We start from the raw sequence: 23,067 nt of genomic DNA on the forward strand, positions 1-23,067 counted from the left end.
GCGCGGGTCAGGCGGGCGTGCGCTCCGACGACGACGAGCCTGCCGAGCCTGACGACGACCCGCGCTCCAGCGAGGCCCCCTCGACGTCGACGTCGGGCAGCACCCGGGCCAGCCACCCCGGAATCCACCACGCACTGCGCCCCAGCAGGTGCATGACCGCGGGGACGATGAGCAGGCGCACGAGGAAGGCGTCGACGAGCACGCCGAAGGCGAGGGCGAACCCGAACGACCGGATGATGACGGCGTCCGAGCTGATGAAGCCCGCGAACACGGCGACCATGATGACCGCCGCGGCGACGACCACCGGGCGCCCGGCCCGGACCCCCGCCGTGACGGCGGTGCGGGCGTCGGTGCCGTGGGCGTAGGCCTCGCGCATGCCCGAGACGAGGAACAGCTGGTAGTCCATCGCGAGGCCGAACATGATGCCGATGACGATGGTCGGCAGGAAGCTGAGCACCGGCCCGGGCGTCGTGATGCCGAAGACCGACGCGAGCCAGCCCCACTGGAACACGGCGGTGATGGCGCCGAGCGTCGCGAAGAGCGACAGGACGAAGCCGAGCGTCGCGGTGACTGGCACGAGCAGCGAGCGGAACACGACGACGAGGATGAGCAGCGACAGCCCGACGACGAGGCCGAGGTAGCCGGGGAGGGCCCCACCGAGCTGCTCGGAGACGTCGATGTTGCCGCTCGCGCTGCCGGCGACGCCGTAGCCCTCGGGGAGGGCGCGGATGTCCTGCACGAGCTGCTCGGTCGACTCGCTCGTCGGCCCGCCGGTGGGGACGACCTGGAAGGCGAGCAGCGTGCGGTCGTCGGACACCCCGACCGGGGCCACCGCCGCGACGTCGCGCTGCTGCACGAGCCGCTCGGCGACGCGCACCTGCTCGGCCGCCTGACCGGCCTCGCTGACGGGCTCGGCGAGGTCGGCGACGACGAGCAGCGGCCCGTTGAAGCCGGCGCCGAAGTACCGCTGCGTCAGCTCGAAGGCCTGGTACTGCGTCGAGTCCGCCGCCTCGGAGGACCCGTCGGGCAGGCCGAGTCTCAGGGAGGCCGCCGGCACGGCGAGCAGGCCGAGCACGGCCACCCCGAGCACGAGCGTCACGGCCGCGCGGGCCGTGCGCATCGGCCGCAGCCCGGCCGTGGCCGCGGCCTCCTGCAACTGCTGCGCCCGGCGCTGCTCCTCGGCGGCGTCGTCGTGCCGCTCGTAGAAGGCGCGCTCGCGCCGACGCAGGGCCCGGGTGCCGAGCAGGGACAGGAGCGCCGGCGTGAACGTCACGGCCATCGCGACCGCGACGAGCACGCAGAAGGCGCCGACGCTGCCCATGAGGCCGAGGAACCCGATGCCGGTGACGTTGAGGGCCACGAGGGCGATGACGACGGTCAGGCCGGCGAAGACCACGGCGTTGCCGGCGGTGCCGGTGGCGAGGGCGATCGACTCGCGCATCGGCATGCCGTGCAGCAGCTGACGGCGGTGCCGGTTGAGCAGGAAGAGCGAGTAGTCGATGCCGACCGCCAGCCCGAGCATGACGCCGAGGATGGGCGTCACCGAGATCATGTCGACGACGCCCGACAGCGAGAGCGCCGCGGTGACGCCGACGCCCACCCCGACGACGGCCGAGACGATCGGCACGGCGGCGGCGATGGCGGTGCCGAGCATGACGAGCAGGGTGATCGCGGCGACGAGCAGGCCGACGGCCTCGCCGGGGCCGAAGACCTCGGGCACCTCCTGCACGAGGTCCTGGCTGAGCGCGACCTGCACCCCCTGGAGGTCGGCGCCCTGCAGGGCCGCGGCCACGGCGTCCTTCGTCTCGGGGGTGACCTCGAGCTGCGGCTGGGTGAAGCGGACGACGCCGAGCGCGGTGCTGCCGTCGGTCGAGACCTGGCGGAGGCGCTCGGACACGGCGAGCAGCCGACCGCCCACGTCGACCTGCCCGGCCTGCTGCTCGAGCTGCGTGCGGCCGGCGTCGAGCGTGGCCTGCTGCTTCTCCAGCGCGGCCAGCTGCGCCTGCACCTGGGCGCTCTGCTGCTGCGCGGCGGGCAGGGACGTCAGCCGGGCCCGGGCGGTGTCGAGCTGTTGCTGACCGGCCGTCAGCTGCGTGCGCCCCTGGCTCACCTGCTGCTTCGCCGCGGCCAGCCGGTCGGCCTGCTGCTGACGCTGCGCCGTCGTCGCGAAGGGGTCGACGGTGCCGGCGACGCCGTCGAGGCGGCCCACGCGCTGCAGCAGCGCCGTGACCTGCGCACGCTGGGCCGCGGTGAGGGCGGCTCCGTCCTCGGCGTGGAAGACGACGGTGCCGCTGCCACCGCTCGCGGCCGGCAGCTTCTCGGCGAGCCGGTCGACGACCTTCGCCGTCGGGGTGCCGGGGAGCGTCACCTGCGCCGACAGCGTGCCGCCGAAGGCGAGGAAGCCGGTGACCCCGAGGGCCAGCAGCACCGCCCAGACGAGGAGCACCACCTTCGGCCGCCCCGCCGCACGCGAGCCGAGACCGTACAACCAGCGCGCCACGTCGGCACCTCTCCGTCAGGGCACCGCGGATGCCGGTGTCCGCCGCCACGATAACCGGGCGCCCCCCGGCATCCGGTCGACGGTCAGAGCCGCCCCTCCCCCCGGGTGGGCTCGAGGGCGAGGCGGGCGAAGGCGAGGGCCTCGGCGAGGTCGATCTCACGCTGGTCGGCCGACTCCTTGCGCGTGCCGACCTCGACGACGACGTCGCCCTGCCACCCGGTGTCGGCGAGCAGCTGGAGCACCGCCGCGCAGGGCTGGGCACCGCGGCCCGGGACGAGGTGCTCGTCCTTGAACGAGCCGAGGCCGTCGGCGAGGTGGACGTGGGCGAGTCGGTCACCGAGGGCCTCGACCATCGCGAGGGCGTCGGAGCCGGCGGTCGCGGTGTGGGACAGGTCGAGGGTGACGCTGTCGTAGGGCTGGTCGGTCGGGTCCCAGTGGGGAAGGTAGGCGAGCAGCTCGCGCCCGGCCGTGCGCCACGGGTACATGTTCTCGACGGCGAGTCGCAGGCCGCTGTCGTGCTCCCGCAGGGCGATGCCCTCGACGAACTCCGCCGCGTACTCGCGCTGCCAGCGGAAGGGCGGGTGCAGCACCACCGTGGGGGCGCCGATCTCGTGCGCCAGCTCGATGGAGCGGTCGATCTTGTCCCACGGCTCGGTGCCCCAGACCCGTTGCGTCAGCAGCAGGGTCGGGGCGTGCACCGACGCGACGGGCAGCCCGTGGTGCTCGGACAGGGCGCGCAGGGCCCCCGCCTCACGGGTGACGGGGTCGGTCCAGACCATGATCTCGACGGCGTCGTAGCCGAGGCGCAGCGCCGTGGCGAAGGCGGTGGCGGCGTTGTCGGGGTAGACCGACGACGTCGAGAGTCCGACCCGGACGCTCACCGCGTCACCCACCGGGCCCTCTGGGCCCAGAGGCCCTCGCGCGGCGTCACGCGCCGGCGAGGTGGTCGAGGCGGCGCAGGATGAGGCCCTCGCGCAGGGCCCACGGGCAGATGTCGAGGCGCTCGAGCTGGAGCAGGTCCATGGAGGCCTGCGCCACGAGCGCGCCGGCGAGCAGCTGGTGGGCGCGCCCGACCGACACGGCGGGCAGGGAGGTGCGGGCGACGGCATCCATGCCCGCGAGCTTCTCGACGACGACGGCGAGGTCGTCACGGGTCAGGTGGCGCGGGACGAACGGCCCCTCCTCGCGCGGGGCGGCACCGGCGATGCGGGCCAGCGATCGCAGGGTCTTCGACGTGCCGACGGCGCGGTCGGGCGGGCCGGCGGTAAGCAGCGGGCGCAGCTGCTCGGCGAGGGTCGTGCGCACCCAGCCGCGCACCGCCCGCAGCTCGTCGGCGGTCGGGGGGTCACCGGGCAGACGTTCGCGGGTGACCCGGCCGGCCCCGAGGGGCAGGCTGACGGCGACGTCGGGCTCCTCGTCGAGGCCGCCGGCGAGCTCGAGCGAGCCGCCGCCGATGTCGACGACGAGCAGCCGCCCGCTCGACCAGCCGAACCACCGCCGCACGGCGAGGAAGGTCATGCGCGCCTCGTCGCTGCCGGTGAGGGTCTCGAGGTCGACGCCGGTCTCGGCGCGCACCCGGGCGATGACGTCGGGGCCGTTCGGCGCCTCGCGCAGCGCCGACGTGGCGAAGGCGAAGAGGTCGTGGACGCCCTGGTCCTCGGCGATGACGAGGCACTCACCGATGAAGGCGACGAGCCGGTCGGCGGTGGCCGGGTCGATGCTGCCGTCGGGCCGGGTGCTCTCGGACAGCCGCAGCTCGGTCTTGTGCGACGACGCGGGCAGCGGGTGGGCGCCGGCGTAGGCGTCGACGACGAGCAGGTGAACCGTGTTCGACCCGATGTCGATGACGCCCAGCCGCATGACCTCACCCTAGCGGGGGTGGTGGCCGGGACCTTTTGGGAACGGACCCGCGAGAACCCGCACGAATCCCGCGTGGACCCGCACGCGAGGGGGCGGACGCCGCGGACCCGGCCGACCGGCATCCGACGGTGGTCGTGGCGGCGGGCGCCCTGCGGCATAGGGTGACCCGGTGGCCGAAGCACCCCTGGACCTCCCGCGCCTCTGGGTCGAGTTCACCGACCCGGCGGACGCCTCGCAGCGTTTCCGCTGCGACCTCACCTGGCTGACGAGCAGCTGGACGTGCATCTTCGGCAGCGGCTGCCAGGGCATCTACGCGGGCCGGCCCGACGACGGGTGCTGCACGCTGGGCGCGCACTTCACCGACAAGGACGACGTGCGCCGGGTAGCCGGCTTCGTCGCCGAGCTCGGCGAGGACGAGTGGCAGTACCACGCGCAGGGCACGGCGACCGGCCGGCGCAGCGACTGGACCGAGACCGAGGACGGCGCGCGCAAGACGAAGGTCGTCGACAGCGCGTGCATCTTCCTCAACCGCCCGGGCTTCCCCGCCGGCGCCGGCTGCGCCCTGCACCAGCACGCGGTGCTCACGGGGGTCGACCCCCACACGACGAAGCCCGACGTGTGCTGGCAGCTGCCGATCCGTCGCACGTACCGCACCGTCGAGCTGCCCGACGACACGAGCTACCTCGAGGTGACGATCACCGAGTACGACCGCCGTGGCTGGGGCCCCGGCGGCCACGACCTCGACTGGTACTGCTCGGGCAACCCCGAGGCGCACGTCGGCCGCGAGCCGGTCTACCGCTCGAACGCCCCCGAGCTCGTCGAGCTCATGGGCCAGGCCGCCTACGAGCAGCTCGTCATCCGTGCCGAGGCGCACCTCGCCCAGGTCAAGGCCGTGCGGGCCCGCGGCGCCCGCGAGCTGCTGCCGCTGCTCGTGCACCCCGCCACGCTGGCGGCCTCGCCCGCGCACCCCGCGCGCAAGCGGGCCCGGTGACGGCGTGAGCGAGGTCATCCCCTCCCCCAACATCTGGCACACGCCCGACGTCTACGAGGTCGAGAACCGCGGCGTCGACCGGGCCGGCGTCATCGACGCGGCCATGCGCTCGGTGCTCGACTGGTCGGGTCTCGACGTCGTCGACATCGGCTGCGGCACGGGCTACCACCTGCCGGTCTTCGCCCGCGACGCGCGGTCGGTCGTCGGTGTCGAACCGCACCCGCCGTTGGCTTCGCTTGCGGCAGAACGGGTCTCGGGGATGCCCTCGTGCTCGGTCCGCGAGGAGGGTGCCGCCGCGATCGGGGTGCCCGACGCCTCCTTCGACGTCGCGCACGCCCGGTGGGCCTACTTCTTCGGGCCCGGCTGCGAGCCGGGTCTGGCCGAGCTCGACCGGGTCATGCGCCCGGGCGGCGCGGCCTTCGTCGTCGACAACGACGCCACCCGCTCGACGTTCGGGCGCTGGTTCCGGAGGGCGCTGCCGGGCTACGACCCCCGGGCCGTCGAGCGCTTCTGGGAGCGGCAGGGCTGGTCACGCGAGCGCCTCGACATCGCGTGGACCTTCGACAGCCGCGACGACTTCGAGGCCGTCGTCGGCATCGAGTTCGCGCCGGAGCACGCCGACCTCATCCTCGCCGAGCACCCCGACGCGACCGGTGTCGACTACGCCGTCAACCTCTGGCACCGCCGCTACTGACCCCCCGCCCGGGCACTCCTCCCGACGGGTCAGTCGACGAGGTCGAGGGCGATGTCGACGATGGGGCTGCTGTGGGTGAGCCCGCCGACCGACACGTAGTCGACGCCGCTGCCGGCGTAGTCGCGCACGACCTCGAGCGTGAGCCCGCCCGTCGCCTCGATCTCGACCGGTTCGCCTGCAGCAGAGGCGTTCTCACGCAGGAGCGCCACGGTCGCGGTGAGCGTGGCGACGTCCATGTTGTCGCACATGACGAACCGCGCGCCTGCGTCCCACGCCTCCTGGGCCTCGTCGGGGGTCGTCACCTCGACCTGCACCGGCACGTCGGGGAAGCGCTCGCGCACGAGGGCGTAGGCCGCCGCGACCGACCCGGCTGCGAGCTTGTGGTTGTCCTTGATCATCGCGACGTCGTAGAGACCCATCCGCTTGTTCGTGCCGCCGCCGCAGCGCACCGCGTACTTCTCGAGCCACCGCATCCCGGGCGTCGTCTTGCGGGTGTCGAGCACCATCGTGCCGGTGCCCTCGAGCGCGTCGGCCCACCGGCGCGTGTGCGTGGCCACGCCGGAGAGCCGGCTGACGACGTTGAGCAGGGTGCGCTCGGCGACGAGCACGACCCGGGTCGACCCGACGACCCGCGCGATGGTGTCCCCCCGCTCCACGCGCGCGCCGTCGTCGCGGACCACCTCGACGCTCGGCACGTCGACGCCGAGGGTCTCGGCCACCTGCTCGAGCACGAGGGAGACGACGGGGATGCCGGCCACCACCCCGGGCGCGCGGGCGACCACCTCGGCCGTGCGCACCTGGTCGGCCGGGATCGTGGCCAGCGTCGTCACGTCGAGCCCGCGGGGGCCGAGGTCCTCGGCCAGTGCGACCTCGACGAGGGCGAGGGCATGCTCGAGGGGGAAGCCGCTGAGGCCGTCGTCCGTCGCCTGCGTCGTGTCCACCCGGGTCATCTCCTGTCTCCGACGGCGTCGAGGTCGAGCCCGTCGAGGTTCTCCTGAGGCACGGGCACCGTCTCGGTGACGAGCTCGCCGTCGCCCGAGCGCCGCAGCCACGTGTGGTGCAGGTACCGCGCGTCGTCGCGGTCGGGGAAGTCCTCGCGCACGTGGCCGCCACGGGTCTCCTCGCGCAGCCGAGCGACGTGGGTGAGGGCCCGGCCTAGGTGCAGCAGGTTGGTCGTCTCCCAGCTCTTCGGCCCGCCCTTCTTGGCCGCGTCCTCGTCGGCGCCGGTGCGGGCGAGGGCGGCCAGGGCCGTCTCGGTGCGGTCGAGGGAGGCGGCCGAGCGCACCGTGCCGGCGCCCGCGGTCATGGCCCGCTGGACCTCGAGCCGTCGACGTCCCCGCACGAGGGCGCGGTCGGCGTCGTCGACGACGTCGACCGGGCTCGACGGCGGCAGCTCTCCGGCCGCGAGCCGCGCGGTGAGGTCGTCGGCGATGCGGCGGGCGAAGACGAGCCCCTCGAGCAGCGAGTTGCTCGCGAGCCGGTTCGCGCCGTGCACCCCGGTGCACGACGTCTCACCGCAGGCGTAGAGGCCCTCGAGCGACGTCCGCCCCCGCAGGTCGGTGCGCACGCCTCCGGATGCGTAGTGCTGGGCCGGCGCCACCGGCAGCAGGTCGGTGGCCGGGTCGAAACCCAGCCCGCGACAGCGCTCGACGATCGACGGGAAGCGCTGCTCGAGGAAGGCCGCCCCGAGGTGACGGCAGTCGAGGTACACGTGGTCGGTGCCGGTCTCGCGCATCCGTCGGATGATCGCCCTCGCCACGACGTCACGCGGGGCGAGGTCGGCGAGCGGGTGCTGACCCTGCATGAAGCGTTCGCCCGCGCCGTCGACGAGGAACGCCCCCTCACCGCGGACCGCCTCGGAGATGAGCGGCTGCTGCCCCCGTGAGCCCTCGCCCAGCCAGAGCACGGTGGGGTGGAACTGCACGAACTCGAGGTCGCCGAGCACGGCGCCGGCCCGCAGCGCGGCCGCCATGCCGTCGCCGGTCGCGACCGGCGGGTTGGTCGTCGAGGCGTAGATCTGGCCGAGGCCGCCCGTGGCGAGCACGACGGCGCGCGCGTGCGCGGCGCCCACCCCGTCGTTCTGGCCCTCACCGATGACGTGGAGGGTGACCCCGCACACCCGCGACCGGGCATCCGTCAGCAGGTCGACGACGAGGGCATGCTCGATGACCTCGATGCCCGGGTCGTCGTTGACGCGACGCAGGGCGGCGATGAGGGCGCGCGAGATCTCCCGCCCGGTCGCGTCACCCCCCGCGTGCAGGATGCGGTCGCGGTGGTGACCGCCCTCGCGCGTCAGCGAGATCTGGCCCGTGTCGCCGCGGTCGAACTCGGCGCCGAGGGCGATGAGGTCCCACACGGCGTCCGTGCCCTCGCGAACGAGGGTCTCGACGGCCTCGACGTCGCAGAGACCGACCCCCGCGACGAGCGTGTCGTGCACGTGCTCGGCGGCGCTGTCCTCCGGCGACATCACCGCCGCGATGCCTCCCTGCGCCCACGCGGTCGAGCCCTCGTCGAGCACGGTCTTGGTGACGAGCAGCACGCGGTCGACGCGGCGGCGCAGCCGCAGCGCCGTCGTGAGCCCGGCGATGCCGGAGCCGACGACGATGACGTCGGCGGTCGTCGTCCACCCCGGCTCGCGCGAGCGGAGGCGGCGGGGGATGCGGATGCCGGTGGGCGCGGTCGTCATCGCGCCCCGCCCTCACGCTGGTGGTCGCAGGTCACGCGCTCTCCTCGTCGGGTCGGCCCGGCGCGAGCAGCTCGAGCAACGGCTCGGCCGCGGAGGGCTTGAGACGCCCGCTGAGCAGCGCGCGCTGCGCCGTCGCGCGGGCCAGGGCGAGGTAGGCCGGGCTGACGTCCGGCGCCACCCGCCGCAGCGCGGCGACGTGCCCGGACACCGTACCCGCATCACCTCGCGACACCGGGCCGGTCAGGGCGCCGTCACCACCCTGCAGGGTGTTCGCGAGCGCCGCCTGCAGGAGCGGCTCGAGCACCCGCGCCGGGTCGTCGATGCCGGCGGCCGCGAGCAGCTGCATCGACTGGGCGACGAGGGTGACGAGGTGGTCGGCGCCGTGGGTGAGGGCGGTGGCGTACGTCTCGCGGGCGTCCTCGGGCACCCACACCGGCTCACCGCCCATCTCGATCACGAGCGCCTCGGCGAGGGGGCGCGCGACGTCGACCGTCGTCACCCCGAAGCAGCAGTCGACGAGGCGGTCGAGGTCGACGGCGGTGCCGGTGAACGTCATGACCGGGTGCAGCGCGAGGGGGACGACGTCGGCGGCCGCCGCGGGTGCCAGCACCTCGGTGCCGTGGGTGCCCGAGGTGTGCACGACGAGCTGCCCGGGCGTGAACGTCCCCGTCGCGGCGAGACCGGAGACGAGCTCGCCGAGGGCGTCGTCGGGCACGGCGAGCAGCACGAGGTGCGCGCCCGACACGACGTCGGGGACCGGCCGGACCGGCACCCCCGGCAGCAGGGTCGCGGCCCGCTCGAGGCTCGCCTCGCTCACCGCGGAGACCGCGCGCACGTGGTGACCCGCCGCGCGCAGGGCGGCGCCGAGCACGGCGCCGACCCGACCGGAACCGACGACACCCACGTCGAAGCGGGCGGGGCGGTCGTGCGGGCTCGTCACGACCCGAACGGTATCGCCTAGCCTCCTGCCTCGTGGGTGCCGGCGACGATGACGACGAGAGGGACGGGACGAGAGCGGTCCCGGATGCCATGCCGTGGCGTCGGGCGTGGCACGACGCCCTCTACGCCTCCGGGTCGGGCTTCTACCGGTCGGGCGACGGGCCGGCCGCCCACTTCGCGACGGCGGCCAACGGGCCCGCCGGCGCGGCCCTCGCCGAGGCGCTCCTCGCCCTGTGGCACCGCTCACACCCCCGGCCACCGACCGTCGTGGTCGACGTCGGCGCGGGCCACGGCGAGCTGGCCGCCCACCTCGCGGCGCTGCTCGACCGGGCCGGCGACGGCGGTGCCTCGGCGACGACTCGGGTCGTGGCCGTCGACGTCACCGCGCGCCCGGCGGCGTTGCCCGACCGGGTCGAGTGGCTCGTCTCCCCCGGTGGCGCGGCGCTGCCCCACGCCCTCGACGAGGCTCTCGACGAGGCTTTCGTCGGGGCTCTCGTCGTGGCCCACGAATGGCTCGACGTCGTGCCCTGCACGGTCGCCGAGGTGGGCACCGACGGTGCGCTGCACGAGCTGCTTGTCGACCCGGCATCCGGCATCGAGACGCTCGGTGACGCCCTCGTGGGTGATGACCTCAGCTGGTGCGAGCGGTACTGGCGTGCAACGGAACCCGGTGACCGCGTCGAGGTCGGGAGGAGCCGCGACGAGGCGTGGAGCGGGCTGCTGGGGCGCGTCCGCAGCGGTCTCGTGGTCGCCGTCGACTACGGCCACACGACGGGCACCAGGCCGCCGGCCGGCACCCTCACCGGGTACGCCGGCGGGCGGCAGGTCGTGCCCGTGCCGGACGGCGCCTGCGACGTCACCGCCCACGTCGCCGTCGACTCCCTCGAGGCCGACGAGCGCGTGCGGCAGCGTGACGTCCTCGACGCGCTCGGCCTCACCGGCGCCACCCCGGCGCACGACCTCGCCCGAGCCGACCCGCTCGCCTACCTCTCGGCCCTGCAGCGGTCGAGCGCGCTCACTGCGCTGCGCGACCGGGAGGGCTACGGGGCCTTCTGGTGGGTGGTCAGGAGGGTCCGGCCGGCGGACGTACCCTGAGGCCATGCGCCGGTTCGTCGTCCTCCTGCTCGCCCTCGGCGCCGTCGTCGGGATGCCGCTCAGCGCGTCGGCGCACGACGTGCTCGAGAGCACCAACCCCGCCGACGGGGCCACGGTCGAGCGCATGCCGGCCGCCGTCGTGCTCACCTTCTCCGAGGACCCGCTGCCTCTCGGCACCCAGCTGCTCGTGCGCGGCCCCGGCGGCGACGTCGCCGAGGGGAAGCCGACCGTCAGTGGTCGCGAGGTGCGCCAGGCGGTCTCGTCGAGCGCACCGGGTGGCGACTACACGGTGACGTACCGCGTCACGAGCGACGACGGTCACCCCGTGAGCGGCACGTTCGCGTTCCGGGCCACGACCGGCCTCGACGGGTCGGCGGCGCCGGCCGCCACGGGCCCCGTCGGCGGGTCCGCGTCGGCGGCGCAGCCGGACGGGGGCGGCTCCTCGCTGCCGATCGTCGTGGGCCTCGCCGTCGTGCTCGTCGTCGTGCTCGTCGCGGTGGGCCTGCTGCTGCGCCGCCGTCGGCCCACCTCCGCCTGACCCGGCCTGAGCCTGCCTCAGCCCCTCGTCTCGCTCGTCGCGGCCGCTTCGGCGCGTCTCGCCACGACGAGGGTCTCGTAGCCGCGCAGGACGAAGGTCGGGCGGCGGTGGGCCTCGACCACCTCGACCGGGCCGGTGCGCCGGAGCAGCGCCCGGACGCTCTCCTGCAGCTCGAGGCGCGCCAACGGGGCGCCGAGGCAGAAGTGGATGCCGGCCCCGAACGCGAGGTGCGGGTTGGGGTCGCGGTCGGCGCGGAAGGCGTCGGGCTCGTCGAACACCTGGGGGTCCCGGGCTGCCGCACCGAGCAGGGCCGCGACCTTCTGGCCCTGTCGGATCGTGACGCCGTGCAGGGCGACGTCCTCGGTCGCGGTGCGCTCGAAGAGGTGCAGCGGGGCGTCGTGGCGCAGCATCTCCTCGACGAGCCGCTGCACGACGGCGTCGTCGTCGAGCCCGGCCACGACCGCGTCGAGCTGGTCGGGCGCGGCGAGCAGCGAGGCCACACCGTTGCCGAAGCCGTTCACGCTCGCCTCGTGCCCGGCGTTGAGCAGCAGCACGACCGTGGCGACGAGCTCGCGGGGGCTGAGTCGGTCGGAGCCGTCACGGGCCTCGACGAGCGACGTGAGCAGGTCGTCGCCGGGCTCCCCGCGGCGCTGCTCGGCGAGCTGCTCGACGTACGAGGCGAACTCGTGGCTGGCCACCTGTGCGCGCTGCTGCGCCTCCGGTGACGGACCGACCTCGTACATGGCGACGATGGCCTGAGACCAGTCACGCAGCCGCTTCCAGTCGGAGGTCGGCGCACCGAGCAGCTCGCAGATGACGAGCACCGGCAGCGGCTCGGCGAACCGGGCGATGAGGTCGACGCGTCCGGTCGCGTCGAGCTCGGCCACCGCGTCGTCGGCGAGCCCGCCCGCCAGCTCGACGACCCTCGGCCGCAGCCGCTCGACGTGGCCCCGGCCGAAGGCGCCGGCCACGAGGCGGCGCAGCCGGGTGTGCTTCGGCGGCTCGGAGTCGAGGATGGAGTCGGCGTGCAGCCAGTCGAAGACGGTCCACGGGTCGTCGTGGCCGGCGGCCCGCTCGCGGAAGACGCGGCCCAGGCCGCGGTGGCGCAGCACGTCGCTGGCCGCCCGGTGGGTCGTCGTCACCCACTCGCCCAGTCCGTCGTGCCAGACGATCGGCGCCTCGGAGCGCGCGGAGGCCAAACCCGGGTAGGGGTCGGCGAGGAAGGCGGGGTCGGACAGCTCGAACGGTGCGCTCACGGGCGACACTCTGCCGCACGCCCGACGGCGCGGCCGCCGACCTCCCCGGAGCTGGGCGGCGTCGCCTCGGGTGAGGGGGTCGGGCCCGCCTCCTGCGCCGTGACGAGCAGGTCGTGGGTGAACTGCGCCGCGCCGACGTCGGACGTCCGGGAGGTGAGGTCGGCCAGGGCCTCCTCGTCGTCCGGCCCTGCGAGCCGGACCGTCACGTCCACCTCGCCAAGCCCCCGTCAGACCGGCTCGTCGGCCTCGGGCCCGCGCGAGGCGAAGGCCGCGATGCGGTCGCGCGCCGCGTGCTCGACGAGCACCGGGACGTAGTCGCGGATCGGTCCGTCGAGGTGCACGTGCTCGAGACGCACCGCCGCCTCGATCACCGTCGGGTCGACGGACGGGAACCGCTCGGCCAGGCGGGCGTAGACGTGGGTCAGCGCCTGCCGCTCCTGCTCGACCGGGCCCGGCTCCGGCCCGGCGTCCACGTCGGGCCGGGGGTGGTCGGCAGGGTCGGCGGGCATCTCCCGAGGGTGACGCCGTCGGACCCGAGCGTCAACCGTCTGCCCCGTCAGGTGGCGAACACACCGAGCAATGTCCAGATCGGCGAGCTGCAACCCGCCTATCTGGACATTGCTCGGTGTGTTCGTCGACGGGGTCGGCCGGCGGGTGGTCGGCGGTCCGGGGCCGTCAGTCGGTGGTGCGGAGCCGGTACCCGACGTCGGGGGCCATGTCGTCGAGGAAGCCGACGATGCTGTCGACGTGGTCGGCCACGCTCGACTCCACCGGGCCGGCGAAGCCGGCGAGAAAACCGTGCGGTCCGCCGGGGGCGTCCGGCCACTCGTAGTCGTAGGTACCGGGCTCGGCGAGCCTCGGGCGCACGACGAAGCGCTCGCCGCGCACCGTCAGCCGCAGCTCGTGGTCGACCACCCACGGACGCGAGGCACGCGACGGCTCGCGGACGGCATCCGGGCGGGGTGGGACGAGCGACACACGCGGGGTCGGATCCCCGGCCACCGGGTCGGCGAACAAGGCCGTCACCCGGTCGAGCTCGCTCGCGGCGGTGATGTCGAGACCGACGGTGCCGTCTGGCGTGGTCAGGGTGAGACCGTCGGGGTCGGCCGCGAGCGAGCAGTCGCCGAGCGGCCACCGGTGCACGGGCAGGGGCGAGGTGAACCACGGGCGGCGGCTCCCCGAGCGCCAGAGGGACCGGTCGGTCACGAGGTAGACGTGGATGCCGGTCAGCCCGTCGCCGGGTCGGTGCGAGGCCGTGAAGGAGTCGAGGTCCAGCTCGCCGACGGCCCTCGCCTCGGCGACGAGTTCGCGGTGCGCGACCTTGAGCGACATGCGGCGAGTATGGCGGAGGTCGCGGGCCCGTGCCCGGTGGCGCGGGGCTAGGTTCGGCACGTGGGCACCCCGGGCTCGGACCGCGCTGCCGTCGCCGAGGACCTCGCCCGGCGAGCGGTCGACTGGCTCGTGGCGGCACGGGAGCAGCAGGCGGACCGGGTGTCGACGGTCGGCAGCGACCCCGACCCGTCCCTCTACTCCGGGGACGCCGGGGTGCTGCTGGCCCTGCACGAGGCGGCCGAGCACACCGGGTCGGCTCGGCTGCGCCGCCTCGTCGACGAGGGCGCCGACCGTCTCGCCGCACAGGTCGACGACGTCGACGTCTCCTCGCTCTACTTCGGGCTGACCGGCATCGCCTTCACCCTGCACGTCCTGATGCGCGAGGACGCAGCCGCGCACGCGCTCCGGCTGGTCCGCAGTCGCGCGGTCGACGGCCGCTGGGGGCCCATGTTCGAGCTGCTGGCCGGCAACGCCGGGATCGCCCTGGGCGCCCTCCGCGCGGGTGACCACGACCTCGCCGTCGCGGCGGTCGAGCACTACCTCTCCGAGGCCACCCCGACGGCATCCGGCGTGAACTGGGCGGTGCGCCCCACCCCGGCGAGATCGCACCACGTGGCGCACGGCACCCTCGGCATCGTGCTGGCCCTGGGCACGGTCGGCTCGGAGGTCGGACGCGGCGACCTCGTCGAGCTCGCGCTGCGGGGAGCCGCCGACGTGGTCGGCCGCGACGAGCAGGGCCCCGAGGGCTTCCTCGTCCCCCACTCCGACCCACCCCACCGCCCCGACCTCATCGAGCGCTACAGCCTCGGGTGGTGCAACGGGCCGGCCGGCGACGCGCAGACCTTCCGGCTGCTGCACCAGGTCACCGGCGACGACCGCTGGCGCGCGCTCGGTGACAGGTGCTGGCACACGGTCGTGACCTCCGGCCTGCCGGCGCGCCTGCGTCCGGGGTTCTGGGACAACAGCGGTCGCTGCTGCGGCACCGCCGGAGTGCTGGCCCTCGCGCTCGACCGCGTGGTGGAGCGGGGCGACCACGGCGACCACGGCGGCCACGGCGGCCACGAGGACCCCGGCGTCTTCGCCGACGTGCTCGTCGACGACCTCCTCGCCCGCGCGACCGTCGACGAGGACGGGGCCCGGTGGAGCAACCACGAGCACCGGGACGACCCGCCCGACCTCCGGCCCGAGCGCGGCTGGGCGATGGGCTCGGCCGGCATCGTGCGTGAGCTGCTGCGGTACGCCCGCGTCCGCGTCGGTCGTGACGACGCCTACGCCGTGCCGTGGCCCGACCACCCGACCCGGCCACGACGGCATCCGGCGGGCATACTCGGAGCATGACCGAGACGACGGCGGCCACCCGCGGGGGCGAGCGCGCCCTCACGGTCGGCGTCGGTGCGGGCGGGCTCGCGACCGCCGACATGGTGCTCAACATCGGCCCACAGCACCCGGCGACGCACGGGGTGCTCCGGCTGCGCATCGTCGTCGACGGCGAGCGCATCGTCAGTGCCGAACCGATCGTCGGCTACATGCACCGCGGCGCCGAGAAGCTGTTCGAGGTGCGCGACTACCGGCAGATCCTCGTGCTCGCCAACCGCCACGACTGGCTGAGCGCCTTCAGCAACGAGCTCGGGGTCGTGCTCGGGGTCGAGCAGCTGCTCGGCATGGAGGTGCCCGAGCGCGCGGTCTGGGCGCGCACCGTGCTGGCCGAGCTCAACCGGGTGCTCAACCACCTGATGTTCCTGGGCAGCTACCCGCTCGAGCTCGGCGCGATCACCCCCGTCTTCCACGCGTTCCGCGAGCGCGAGGAGCTGCAGGCCGTCATGGAGGAGATCTCCGGCGGGCGGATGCACTACATGTTCAACCGCGTCGGCGGCCTCAAGGAGGACCTCCCCGCCGGCTGGCTGGGTCGCGCGCACCACGCCGTCGCGGCGGTGCGCCGCCGGCTGCCGGACCTCGAGCGGCTCATCGTCGGCAACGAGATCCTCGAGGCGCGCACCCGTGGCGTCGGGGTCCTGCCGCTCGAGGCGGTGCTCGCCCACGGCGTCAGCGGGCCGATCGGCCGGGCCAGCGGCCTCGACGTCGACCTCCGCCGCGACACCCCCTACCTCGCCTACGGTGAGCTCTTCCCCGACGGCGGCCCGGGCCGGGTCGTGACCCGTACCGCCGGCGACTGCCTCGCCCGGCTCGAGGTGCTGCTCGAGCAGGTGCACGTCTCGCTCGACCTCGCCGACGCCGCCCTCGACCGGCTCGCGCTGCTGCCGCAAGGGCCCGTCAACGTGCGGCTGCCCAAGGTGCTCAAGGTGCCCGAGGGCCACATCTACTGCGCCACCGAGAACCCGCTCGGCTTCAACGGCTACTACCTCGTCTCGCGCGGCGAGAAGACGCCGTGGCGGCTCAAGCTGCGCTCGGCCTCGTTCAACAACGTCTCGGTGCTCGCGAGCATGCTGCCCGGCCAGCTCATCGCCGACATGGTGGCCATCCTCGGCTCGATGTTCTTCGTCGTTGGGGACATCGACAAGTGAGCGCACCGACGAACCGTCCCGGCCGTGCGACCTGGCTGCGCGCCACTGCCGTCCTCGCGATCACGGCGAGCGTGACGCTCGCGGCGGCCTGCAGCGACGAGGACACCGTCGACACCGTGCCGCCGGCCTGGCCGACCCCCACGGTCGACCTGCCCACCGTGCCGGTGGTGCCCCTGCCGTCGGTGTCCGGGACGGGCGACCTTCCCTAGGTCACCTCGTCGTACGTTCACGGATGCCGGGTGGCCCGCCGGGACGCCCGAGCACGGATGCCGGGCGGTCGGCTGTCCAGCCCGTGACCGCCGTGCGATCAGGAGCGCTCGGGCCCCAGGAGGCGACCACTGACGACCTCGACGACCGGACGGCCGTCGAGCGGCCGCGCCAGCCGGACCTCGGCCGGGGTCGCCATCAACATGGCCGGGCAGGCGGCGACCCCGCCCCACCCTCCCGTCGTCCCCCCGACCACCACGACGTCGTCGGCCTCCCACACGTGGGCCTGCAGGTCGACCTCGCAGGCGCTCGAGTACACACGCACGGTCAGCGAGGTCGGTCCCGTCGCCGTGGCGCTCGCGGCTCCGAGGAGGTCGCCGTCCTGCGGGCTCGGAGCACCCCCGGCTCCGGGGGCCTCGGTCAGCACTCCTGGCGGGAGCGCGACGACGACGAGGGGGTCGTCGATCCCGGACCCGGTGAATCGCCAGACCGGAGCCGTCATCGCCCCGCGCTGGGTCAGCACGGAGACGGAGCCGCGCTCGGCACCGGTGACGGTCAGGCCGCACCGTTCCTGACCCCGCCCGCCGCAGGGCTGCAGGTGGGTGGCCAGCTCGAGGGTCTCGCGGGGCCCGAGGGTGACGACGTCCCGGGGCGCCAGGCCGGGCGGCCGCAGGGTCACCGGCCAGCCCGCTCCTGTGACCCGCGGGGAGAGTCGGACCAGCCCGGCGAAGAAGGTCTCCTTGGCCACGCCGTCGTCGCCGAAGCCGCCGCCGACCATGACGGGCTGCATGAGCACGACGGCGTCGTGCAGGTGCTCCAGGGTGCCGCCGCTCCGCAGCGACGCGGCGGTCTGTTCGGCGCGCACCCGAAAGCGGTCGGGGGCCGCCACGACCGGCAGGGCGGTCGGGCTCGAGGTCATGTCGACGCCCGGTCCGTGCGGCGCCTGGGTGGAGCAGCCGGCCCCCGACGCCGTCAGCGCCACGGCCGCCACCGCCACCCACCACCGGGCCCTTCTCGAGCGCGAGCACGTCACGCCTTAAGGACACCACAGGCGCCGGAACCGTTGCCAGACCCCGGGCAGTCACGTCTCGAGCACGACCCCGCCGCGCTCCGGCCCGCAGACCCGCGATGTGCGGCGGATCAACCGGCAGACCAGCTGGCGGCTGGTGTCGCCAGCGCAACACCACGTGCAAGGTGATCGGCCAGTTGATCGAGCCGGCCCGGGGGGCGCATCAGGAGCGGCGGTCGGCGTCCTCATCGTCGCGGGGCCGTACACGGCACCAGCGCTGTACGAGCATGCCGGCCGCCGAGAGCAGCGCGGCGACGACGTCGTGGGCCAGGAAGGGCCACACCCGCGCCTGCTGCGACTCGACGTCGATGTCGGGCAGCAGCACGAGCACGTTGGCCGCGTACCAGCCGACCAGCACCGCGCCGGTCAGGGCCGCGGCCTGGGCGAGCACGAGGGTCCGAGCCGCGCGCAGCGGGGTGACGTGCGACAGCGCCTCGCCGTCGCGCACGCGCCGCACCTGCCACCCGGCCGCCACGAGGCCACCGGCGAGGAAGAGCATGGCGACGAGCCCGATCCACCCCTGGTCGGGCAGCCCGCCGGTCGCGGCCGCGCGCAGCCCGAGCCAGGCGATGCCCGTCGTGACGAGGGCGGCGATGACGAGCGTCGTGCCGCGGATGCCGGCGTGCGGGGTCACGAGGCCCCCTCCCCCACGGCCACCGGACCGTCGAGCGGTGCCGCCCCGGGCAGCGCCCGCACGCCGGTCGCGTCGAGACCGTCGAGCAGGTCGGCCACCGACCGGATGCCGTCGGGGCCGGGTCCCACGCGCAGCCTCGCACCCGGGTCGGCGTCGTGCCACGGCACGAGCACGAAGGCGCGCTCGTGGGCCCGCGGGTGCGGGAGGGTCAGCGTCGGGTCGTCGCTCGTCACCTCGTGGCGCGAGCCGGGGGCGCCGAAGGCGATGAGGTCGAGGTCGAGCGTCCTTGCCCCCCAGCGGATCTCACGGGTGCGGCCGTGCTCGGCCTCGATCTCGTGCAGGCGGGCCAGCAGCGTGTCGGGCGCCATCGTCGAGCGACCGACGACGACGGCGTTGAGGTACGGGGGCTGCTCGGGACCGCCGACGGGGTCGGTCTCGACGACCGGCGACACCCTCGTCACCGTCAGTCCGTCGGTGTCCCGCAGCGCGTCCACCGCCGCGGCCAGCGTCTCGCCGCGGTCGCCGAGGTTGGCGCCGAGGGCGACGACGACGCGGGGCGCGTTCTCCCGCACCACCCGCACCTGGACGTCGGTGAACGGATGGCCCACGGGGGCCTGCGGCTTGTGCACGACGACCTCGACGGCATCCACGAGGGCGTGGTCGAGAACGTCGTCGGCGACCACCTCGGCGAGGCGCTCGATGAGGTCGAACGACGGGCCGGTGATGCGGGCGACGACCTGGCCGGCCACCTCCGCGTAGCTCACCGTGTCGTGCAGGTCGTCGCTGCGACCGGCGGTCGCCGCGTCGAGGTGCATGAGCACGTCGACGACGAAGGTCTGGCCGTCGCGCTTCTCGTCGGCGAGCACGCCGTGGTACCCGTAGGCGCTGACGCCCTCGAGCAGGATGCGGTCGCCCGCGCGGTCGGTGCTCACCGGACACCGCCCTCGTCGGGCCCGTCGGGGTCGTCGTCGGGGGCGTGCTCGGCCGCTGCCTGCACGACCGCGAGCGCCCGCACCGTCGACGGGACGTCGTGCACCCGCACGCACCAGAGGCCGGCCATCGCGGCCATGACCGAGGTGGCGACGGTCTCGAGGTCACGGTCGGCCGGGGGCCGGGGGGCCTCGTCGGCGGAGCGGCCGAGCCGGCCGAGGAAGGTCTTGCGCGAGGCCCCGAGCACGACCGGGTGGCCGAGCCCGTGCAGCTCGGGCAGGGCGGCGAGCAGCTGCCAGTTGTGCTCGGCCGTCTTGGCGAAGCCGAGCCCCGGGTCGAGCACGAGACGCTCGGCGTCCACCCCGGCCCGCACGATCTCGTCACGGCGCACCGACAGCTCGTAGAGCACCTCACCGACGACGTCGGCGTAGACGGCCCGCGACTGCATCTCGGAGCTGTGGCCGCGCCAGTGCATGGCGACGAACGGCAGCCCGGAACCCGCGACGAAGGGCACCATGTCGGGGTCGGCCAGCCCACCGGAGACGTCGTTGACGATGCCGGCGCCGGCCTCCACCGCGGCCGCCGCCACCTCGGCGCGCATCGTGTCGATGGAGACGACGGCGCCGCGATCGGCGAGGGCGGTCACGAGCGGCAGCACCCGCCGCAGCTCCTCCGCGACCGTGGGTCGCTCGGCGCCCGGCCGCGTCGACTCGCCACCGACGTCGACGACGTCGGCACCGGCATCCAGCACCTCGAGGCCGTGCGCGAGGGCGGCGTCCGGCTCGAACCACTCGCCTCCGTCGGAGAAGGAGTCGGGCGTCACGTTGACGACCCCCATGACGAGCGTCCGGTCGGTGACGCCGAGCAGCTCGCCGGCGGTCGTCACCGGTTGCCCTCGAGCATCAGCGACATGGCCTCCGCTCGAGTGGCCGGGTCGCGCAGCTGGCCCCGCACCGCCGAGGTGATGGTGCTGGCGCCCGGCTTGCGGATGCCCCGCATCGACATGCACAGGTGCTCGGCCTGGATGACGACGATGACGCCCTGCACGTCGAGGTGCTCGACGAGCGCGTCCGCGACCTGGGCCGTCAGCCGCTCCTGCACCTGCGGGCGACGCGCGTACACCTCGACGAGCCGGGCCAGCTTCGACAGCCCCGTCACCCGCCCGTCACGGCTCGGGATGTAGCCGACGTGCGCGACCCCGTGGAAGGGGACGAGGTGGTGCTCGCACGTGCTGTACACCTCGATGTCCCGCACGATGACGAGCTCCTGGTGGTCGATCTCGAACGTCTTGCCCAGGACGTCGGCCGGGCTCATATCGAGCCCGGCGAAGATCTCCGCGTACGCCCGGGCGACGCGACCGGGGGTGTCGACGAGCCCCTCACGGGAGGGGTCCTCGCCGATGGCCAGCAGCAGCTCGCGGACGGCTGCCTCCGCCCGCTCGTGGTCGACCGGCATCCGTCAGCTCTTCTCGCCGGGGTTGACGGGCTGGTCGTCGGGCACCTCGATGATCTGCTCGGCGGGGCGCTCGTCGGCCAGCGGGTGGGCGCCGACGGAGGCGGCCTCGTCGATCTTCTCCTCGATGGCGCGGTCGGGGGCGACCGGCGGCGGCAGGTGGCCGTTGGGATTCGGGAACCCGTTCGTGCCGTTCTGCCCGGCGCCGTTCTGGCCGTGCCCGTTCTGGGCCGCCAGCTCGGCGGGGGTCAGGACCGGCGGGCGGTCGGGCAGCTGACGCGTCTGCGACGAGAGCCACGTCGGGCGCTTGGGCGCCTTGTTGACGGGCTTGAACATCTCGGCGAGCTCGTGGGCGTTGAGCGTCTCCTTCTCGAGCAGCTCGAGCACGAGGGTGTCGAGGATGTCGCGGTTGGAGTTGAGGGCGTGGTACGCCTCGTCGTGCGCGGCCTCGATGAGGGTGCGCACCTCCTCGTCGACGACGCCCGCGATCTCCTCGGAGTAGTCGCGCTGGTGGCCCATGTCGCGGCCGAGGAAGACCTCGCCCTGGCTCTGGCCCAGCTTGATGGCGCCGATGCGCTCGCTCATGCCGTACTCGGTGATCATCTTGCGGGCCATGCCGGTGGCCTTCTCGATGTCGTTGCTCGCGCCGGTCGTCGGCTCGTGGAAGACGATCTCCTCGGCGACGCGGCCACCGAGGGCGTACGCGAGCTGGTCGAGGATCTCGTTGCGGGTCGTCGAGTACTTGTCGTCGATCGGCATGACCATCGTGTAGCCGAGGGCCCGGCCGCGCGGCAGGATCGTCACCTTGGTCACCGGGTCGGTGTGGTTGAGCGCCGCGGCGACGAGGGCGTGGCCACCCTCGTGGTAGGCCGTGATCTTGCGCTCCTTGGCCGACATGATGCGGGTGCGCTTCTGCGGGCCGGCGATGACACGGTCGATGGCCTCGTCGAGCGCGTGGTTGTCGATGATCTTCTTGTCGCTGCGGGCCGTGAGCAGGGCCGCCTCGTTGAGCACGTTGGCGAGGTCGGCACCGGTGAAGCCGGGCGTGCGACGGGCGACGGCGAGCAGGTCGACGTCGTCGGCCATGGGCTTGCCCTGGGAGTGCACCTCGAGGATGCGGTGGCGCCCGATCATGTCGGGGCTGTCGACGGCGATCTGGCGGTCGAAGCGGCCCGGGCGCAGCAGCGCCGGGTCGAGGATGTCGGGGCGGTTCGTGGCGGCGATGAGGATGACGTTGGTCTTGACGTCGAAGCCGTCCATCTCGACGAGCAGCTGGTTCAGCGTCTGCTCGCGCTCGTCGTGACCGCCGCCCATGCCGGCGCCACGGTGGCGGCCGACGGCGTCGATCTCGTCGACGAAGACGATGGCGGGGGCGTTGGCCTTGGCCTGCTCGAAGAGGTCACGCACACGACTGGCGCCGACACCGACGAACATCTCGACGAAGTCCGAACCGGAGATCGAGTAGAACGGCACGCCCGCCTCGCCCGCGACGGCGCGGGCCAGCAGGGTCTTGCCGGTACCGGGCTGTCCGTAGAGCAGCACGCCCTTGGGGATCTTGGCGCCGACGGCGAGGAACTTCGAGGGCTCCTGCAGGAACTCCTTGATCTCGTGCAGCTCCTCGATCGCCTCGTCGCAGCCGGCGACGTCGGCGAAGGTCACCTTGGGGGTGTCCTTCGTGGCGAGCTTGGCCCGCGACTTGCCGAACTGCATGACGCGGTTGCCGCCGCCCTGCATCTGGCCCATGAGGAACCAGAAGAGGCCGAGGATGACGATGATCGGCAGGATCGAGAAGAGCAGGGAGCCGAACCAGCTCGGCTGGTCGATCTGGTCGGTCACGCCCTTGCTCGGGGCCGCCGAGTTGAGCGCGTCGACGACCTGGCCACCACGAGCGTTGACGTAGTAGGCGTAGACGGTCTTGGCGTCCTTCACCGAGCCGTCGGGCGAGGTGTAGGGCGTCTTGAGGGTCAGCTCCATGCGCTCGTTGTTGATGAGCTTGGCCGACTCGACGTTCTTGGCGGCGATCTGGGCCATGGCCGCGGACGTGTCGATGCGCGGCGGGCCCGACGACGAGAACATCATCCCGAAGACGAGCGCGGCGACGAGCACGAGGATCCACACCAATGGTGTCTTGACGATTCGCTTGGCGTTCATGTGCGTACGAGACCAGCGGCCCCGGTCCTCCTGCTCTGAGATGAGTCGATCCACCGGCACAACGACCGGTAGGGGTCCAGTGTTCCGCATGGTCGCGCGCTGTGACCAACCCGGCCATGCCCGTTTGCGCCCCGTTGCGACCTTGCGGGGCGTGGCCGGCGGGGCGGCGGTACGGACAGCGGTCCGGTGGTGGCCCGCCCTGTGGCCCCCT

At 74.0% G+C, this 23,067-nt stretch carries 23 protein-coding genes; 7 read left to right on the forward strand and 16 right to left on the reverse strand.

Annotated features, from left to right (window positions below; genetic code table 11):
• Positions 1 to 7: 7 nt before the first annotated feature.
• The 3 genes from DFJ68_RS12085 to DFJ68_RS12095 form a co-directional block, all read right to left on the reverse strand.
• Complete coding sequence (locus DFJ68_RS12085) at positions 8 to 2,500, reverse strand: MMPL family transporter (RefSeq protein WP_121033527.1); 2,493 nt, start codon at positions 2,498 to 2,500, stop codon at positions 8 to 10.
• A gap of 83 nt (positions 2,501 to 2,583) precedes the next feature.
• Entirely contained in the window at positions 2,584 to 3,381 is a 798-nt protein-coding gene (locus DFJ68_RS12090) for a sugar phosphate isomerase/epimerase family protein (protein WP_121035332.1), read from the reverse strand.
• 46 nt (positions 3,382 to 3,427) lie between these two features.
• Positions 3,428 to 4,360 (reverse strand): Ppx/GppA family phosphatase, encoded by a 933-nt coding sequence (locus tag DFJ68_RS12095; protein WP_121033529.1) that lies wholly within the window; start codon positions 4,358 to 4,360, stop codon positions 3,428 to 3,430.
• A gap of 169 nt (positions 4,361 to 4,529) precedes the next feature.
• On the opposite strand from DFJ68_RS12095, the gene DFJ68_RS12100 reads away from it, so the two are divergent.
• Together DFJ68_RS12100 and DFJ68_RS12105 are read left to right on the forward strand one after the other, a co-directional pair.
• Entirely contained in the window at positions 4,530 to 5,351 is an 822-nt protein-coding gene (locus DFJ68_RS12100) for a DUF3109 family protein (RefSeq protein WP_121033531.1), read from the forward strand.
• Positions 5,352 to 5,355: 4 nt separating this feature from the next.
• Positions 5,356 to 6,045, forward strand: a complete 690-nt coding sequence (locus DFJ68_RS12105; RefSeq protein ID WP_121033533.1) for a class I SAM-dependent methyltransferase — start codon at positions 5,356 to 5,358, stop codon at positions 6,043 to 6,045.
• A gap of 29 nt (positions 6,046 to 6,074) precedes the next feature.
• On the opposite strand, the gene nadC is transcribed toward DFJ68_RS12105, so the two are convergent.
• The 3 genes from nadC to DFJ68_RS12120 are packed head-to-tail and all read right to left on the reverse strand — an operon-like array spanning position 6,075 to position 9,671.
• Positions 6,075 to 6,995 carry a carboxylating nicotinate-nucleotide diphosphorylase gene (gene nadC / locus DFJ68_RS12110; RefSeq protein WP_121033535.1) on the reverse strand — a complete coding sequence of 307 codons (921 nt, stop codon included), beginning with the start codon at positions 6,993 to 6,995 and terminating at the stop codon, positions 6,075 to 6,077.
• Positions 6,992 to 8,731 carry an L-aspartate oxidase gene (locus tag DFJ68_RS12115; protein ID WP_121033537.1) on the reverse strand — a complete coding sequence of 580 codons (1,740 nt, stop codon included), beginning with the start codon at positions 8,729 to 8,731 and terminating at the stop codon, positions 6,992 to 6,994. Before DFJ68_RS12115 ends, nadC begins: the two co-directional genes overlap by 4 nt.
• A 31-nt stretch (positions 8,732 to 8,762) precedes the next feature.
• On the reverse strand, positions 8,763 to 9,671 hold the full coding sequence (locus DFJ68_RS12120) for a Rossmann-like and DUF2520 domain-containing protein (RefSeq protein WP_121033539.1): 909 nt from the start codon (positions 9,669 to 9,671) through the stop codon (positions 8,763 to 8,765).
• An 89-nt stretch (positions 9,672 to 9,760) separates the two neighbouring features.
• On the opposite strand from DFJ68_RS12120, the gene DFJ68_RS12125 reads away from it, so the two are divergent.
• Both DFJ68_RS12125 and DFJ68_RS12130 read left to right on the forward strand, forming a co-directional pair.
• A complete protein-coding gene (locus DFJ68_RS12125) occupies positions 9,761 to 10,765 on the forward strand; it encodes an SAM-dependent methyltransferase (protein ID WP_121033541.1) in 1,005 nt (334 codons plus the stop codon).
• A 4-nt stretch (positions 10,766 to 10,769) separates the two neighbouring features.
• Positions 10,770 to 11,303, forward strand: coding sequence for a copper resistance CopC family protein (locus DFJ68_RS12130; protein ID WP_121033543.1), 534 nt, complete (start codon positions 10,770 to 10,772; stop codon positions 11,301 to 11,303).
• Positions 11,304 to 11,320: 17 nt separating this feature from the next.
• Here DFJ68_RS12130 and DFJ68_RS12135 read toward each other — a convergent pair whose 3' ends face one another.
• The 4 genes from DFJ68_RS12135 to DFJ68_RS12150 form a co-directional block, all read right to left on the reverse strand.
• Positions 11,321 to 12,559 (reverse strand): cytochrome P450, encoded by a 1,239-nt coding sequence (locus tag DFJ68_RS12135; protein WP_121035333.1) that lies wholly within the window; start codon positions 12,557 to 12,559, stop codon positions 11,321 to 11,323.
• Positions 12,556 to 12,771 (reverse strand): hypothetical protein, encoded by a 216-nt coding sequence (locus DFJ68_RS12140; protein ID WP_121033545.1) that lies wholly within the window; start codon positions 12,769 to 12,771, stop codon positions 12,556 to 12,558. The genes DFJ68_RS12135 and DFJ68_RS12140 overlap by 4 nt, the downstream gene beginning before the upstream one ends.
• A 15-nt stretch (positions 12,772 to 12,786) precedes the next feature.
• A complete protein-coding gene (locus DFJ68_RS12145; protein WP_121033547.1) occupies positions 12,787 to 13,068 on the reverse strand; it encodes a three-helix bundle dimerization domain-containing protein in 282 nt (93 codons plus the stop codon).
• A gap of 166 nt (positions 13,069 to 13,234) precedes the next feature.
• Positions 13,235 to 13,891, reverse strand: a complete 657-nt coding sequence (locus tag DFJ68_RS12150) for a hypothetical protein (RefSeq protein ID WP_121033549.1) — start codon at positions 13,889 to 13,891, stop codon at positions 13,235 to 13,237.
• A 60-nt stretch (positions 13,892 to 13,951) separates the two neighbouring features.
• Between DFJ68_RS12150 and DFJ68_RS12155 the strand changes: the two genes are divergently transcribed.
• The 3 genes from DFJ68_RS12155 to DFJ68_RS12165 are packed head-to-tail and all read left to right on the forward strand — an operon-like array spanning position 13,952 to position 16,622.
• Positions 13,952 to 15,229: a lanthionine synthetase LanC family protein gene (locus tag DFJ68_RS12155; protein WP_121033551.1), complete on the forward strand. Its 1,278-nt coding sequence runs from the start codon at positions 13,952 to 13,954 to the stop codon at positions 15,227 to 15,229.
• Positions 15,226 to 16,413, forward strand: a complete 1,188-nt coding sequence (locus tag DFJ68_RS12160) for an NADH-quinone oxidoreductase subunit D (protein ID WP_121033553.1) — start codon at positions 15,226 to 15,228, stop codon at positions 16,411 to 16,413. Before DFJ68_RS12155 ends, DFJ68_RS12160 begins: the two co-directional genes overlap by 4 nt.
• Positions 16,410 to 16,622, forward strand: coding sequence for a hypothetical protein (locus tag DFJ68_RS12165; protein WP_121033555.1), 213 nt, complete (start codon positions 16,410 to 16,412; stop codon positions 16,620 to 16,622). Before DFJ68_RS12160 ends, DFJ68_RS12165 begins: the two co-directional genes overlap by 4 nt.
• 98 nt (positions 16,623 to 16,720) lie before the next feature.
• Here the strand turns inward: DFJ68_RS12165 and DFJ68_RS12170 are convergent, their stop codons facing one another.
• The 6 genes from DFJ68_RS12170 to ftsH all read right to left on the reverse strand — a co-directional run bounded on the left by DFJ68_RS12170 (position 16,721) and on the right by ftsH (position 22,856).
• On the reverse strand, positions 16,721 to 17,539 hold the full coding sequence (locus DFJ68_RS12170; RefSeq protein WP_211333353.1) for a hypothetical protein: 819 nt from the start codon (positions 17,537 to 17,539) through the stop codon (positions 16,721 to 16,723).
• 313 nt (positions 17,540 to 17,852) lie between these two features.
• A complete protein-coding gene (locus DFJ68_RS12175; protein WP_121033559.1) occupies positions 17,853 to 18,323 on the reverse strand; it encodes a DUF3180 domain-containing protein in 471 nt (156 codons plus the stop codon).
• A complete protein-coding gene (gene folK, locus DFJ68_RS12180) occupies positions 18,320 to 19,255 on the reverse strand; it encodes a 2-amino-4-hydroxy-6-hydroxymethyldihydropteridine diphosphokinase (protein ID WP_121033561.1) in 936 nt (311 codons plus the stop codon). Before folK ends, DFJ68_RS12175 begins: the two co-directional genes overlap by 4 nt.
• The gene (gene folP / locus DFJ68_RS12185) at positions 19,252 to 20,091 is read right to left on the reverse strand and encodes a dihydropteroate synthase (RefSeq protein ID WP_121035334.1); all 840 of its coding nucleotides are present in this window, start codon (positions 20,089 to 20,091) and stop codon (positions 19,252 to 19,254) included. Before folP ends, folK begins: the two co-directional genes overlap by 4 nt.
• Before the next feature lie 44 nt (positions 20,092 to 20,135).
• A complete protein-coding gene (gene folE / locus DFJ68_RS12190; RefSeq protein WP_121033563.1) occupies positions 20,136 to 20,708 on the reverse strand; it encodes a GTP cyclohydrolase I FolE in 573 nt (190 codons plus the stop codon).
• A gap of 3 nt (positions 20,709 to 20,711) precedes the next feature.
• Positions 20,712 to 22,856 (reverse strand): ATP-dependent zinc metalloprotease FtsH, encoded by a 2,145-nt coding sequence (ftsH, locus tag DFJ68_RS12195; RefSeq protein ID WP_121033565.1) that lies wholly within the window; start codon positions 22,854 to 22,856, stop codon positions 20,712 to 20,714.
• Positions 22,857 to 23,067 lie beyond the last annotated feature (211 nt).

This window comes from Terracoccus luteus (assembly GCF_003635045.1).
Classification (GTDB): domain Bacteria; phylum Actinomycetota; class Actinomycetes; order Actinomycetales; family Dermatophilaceae; genus Terracoccus; species Terracoccus luteus.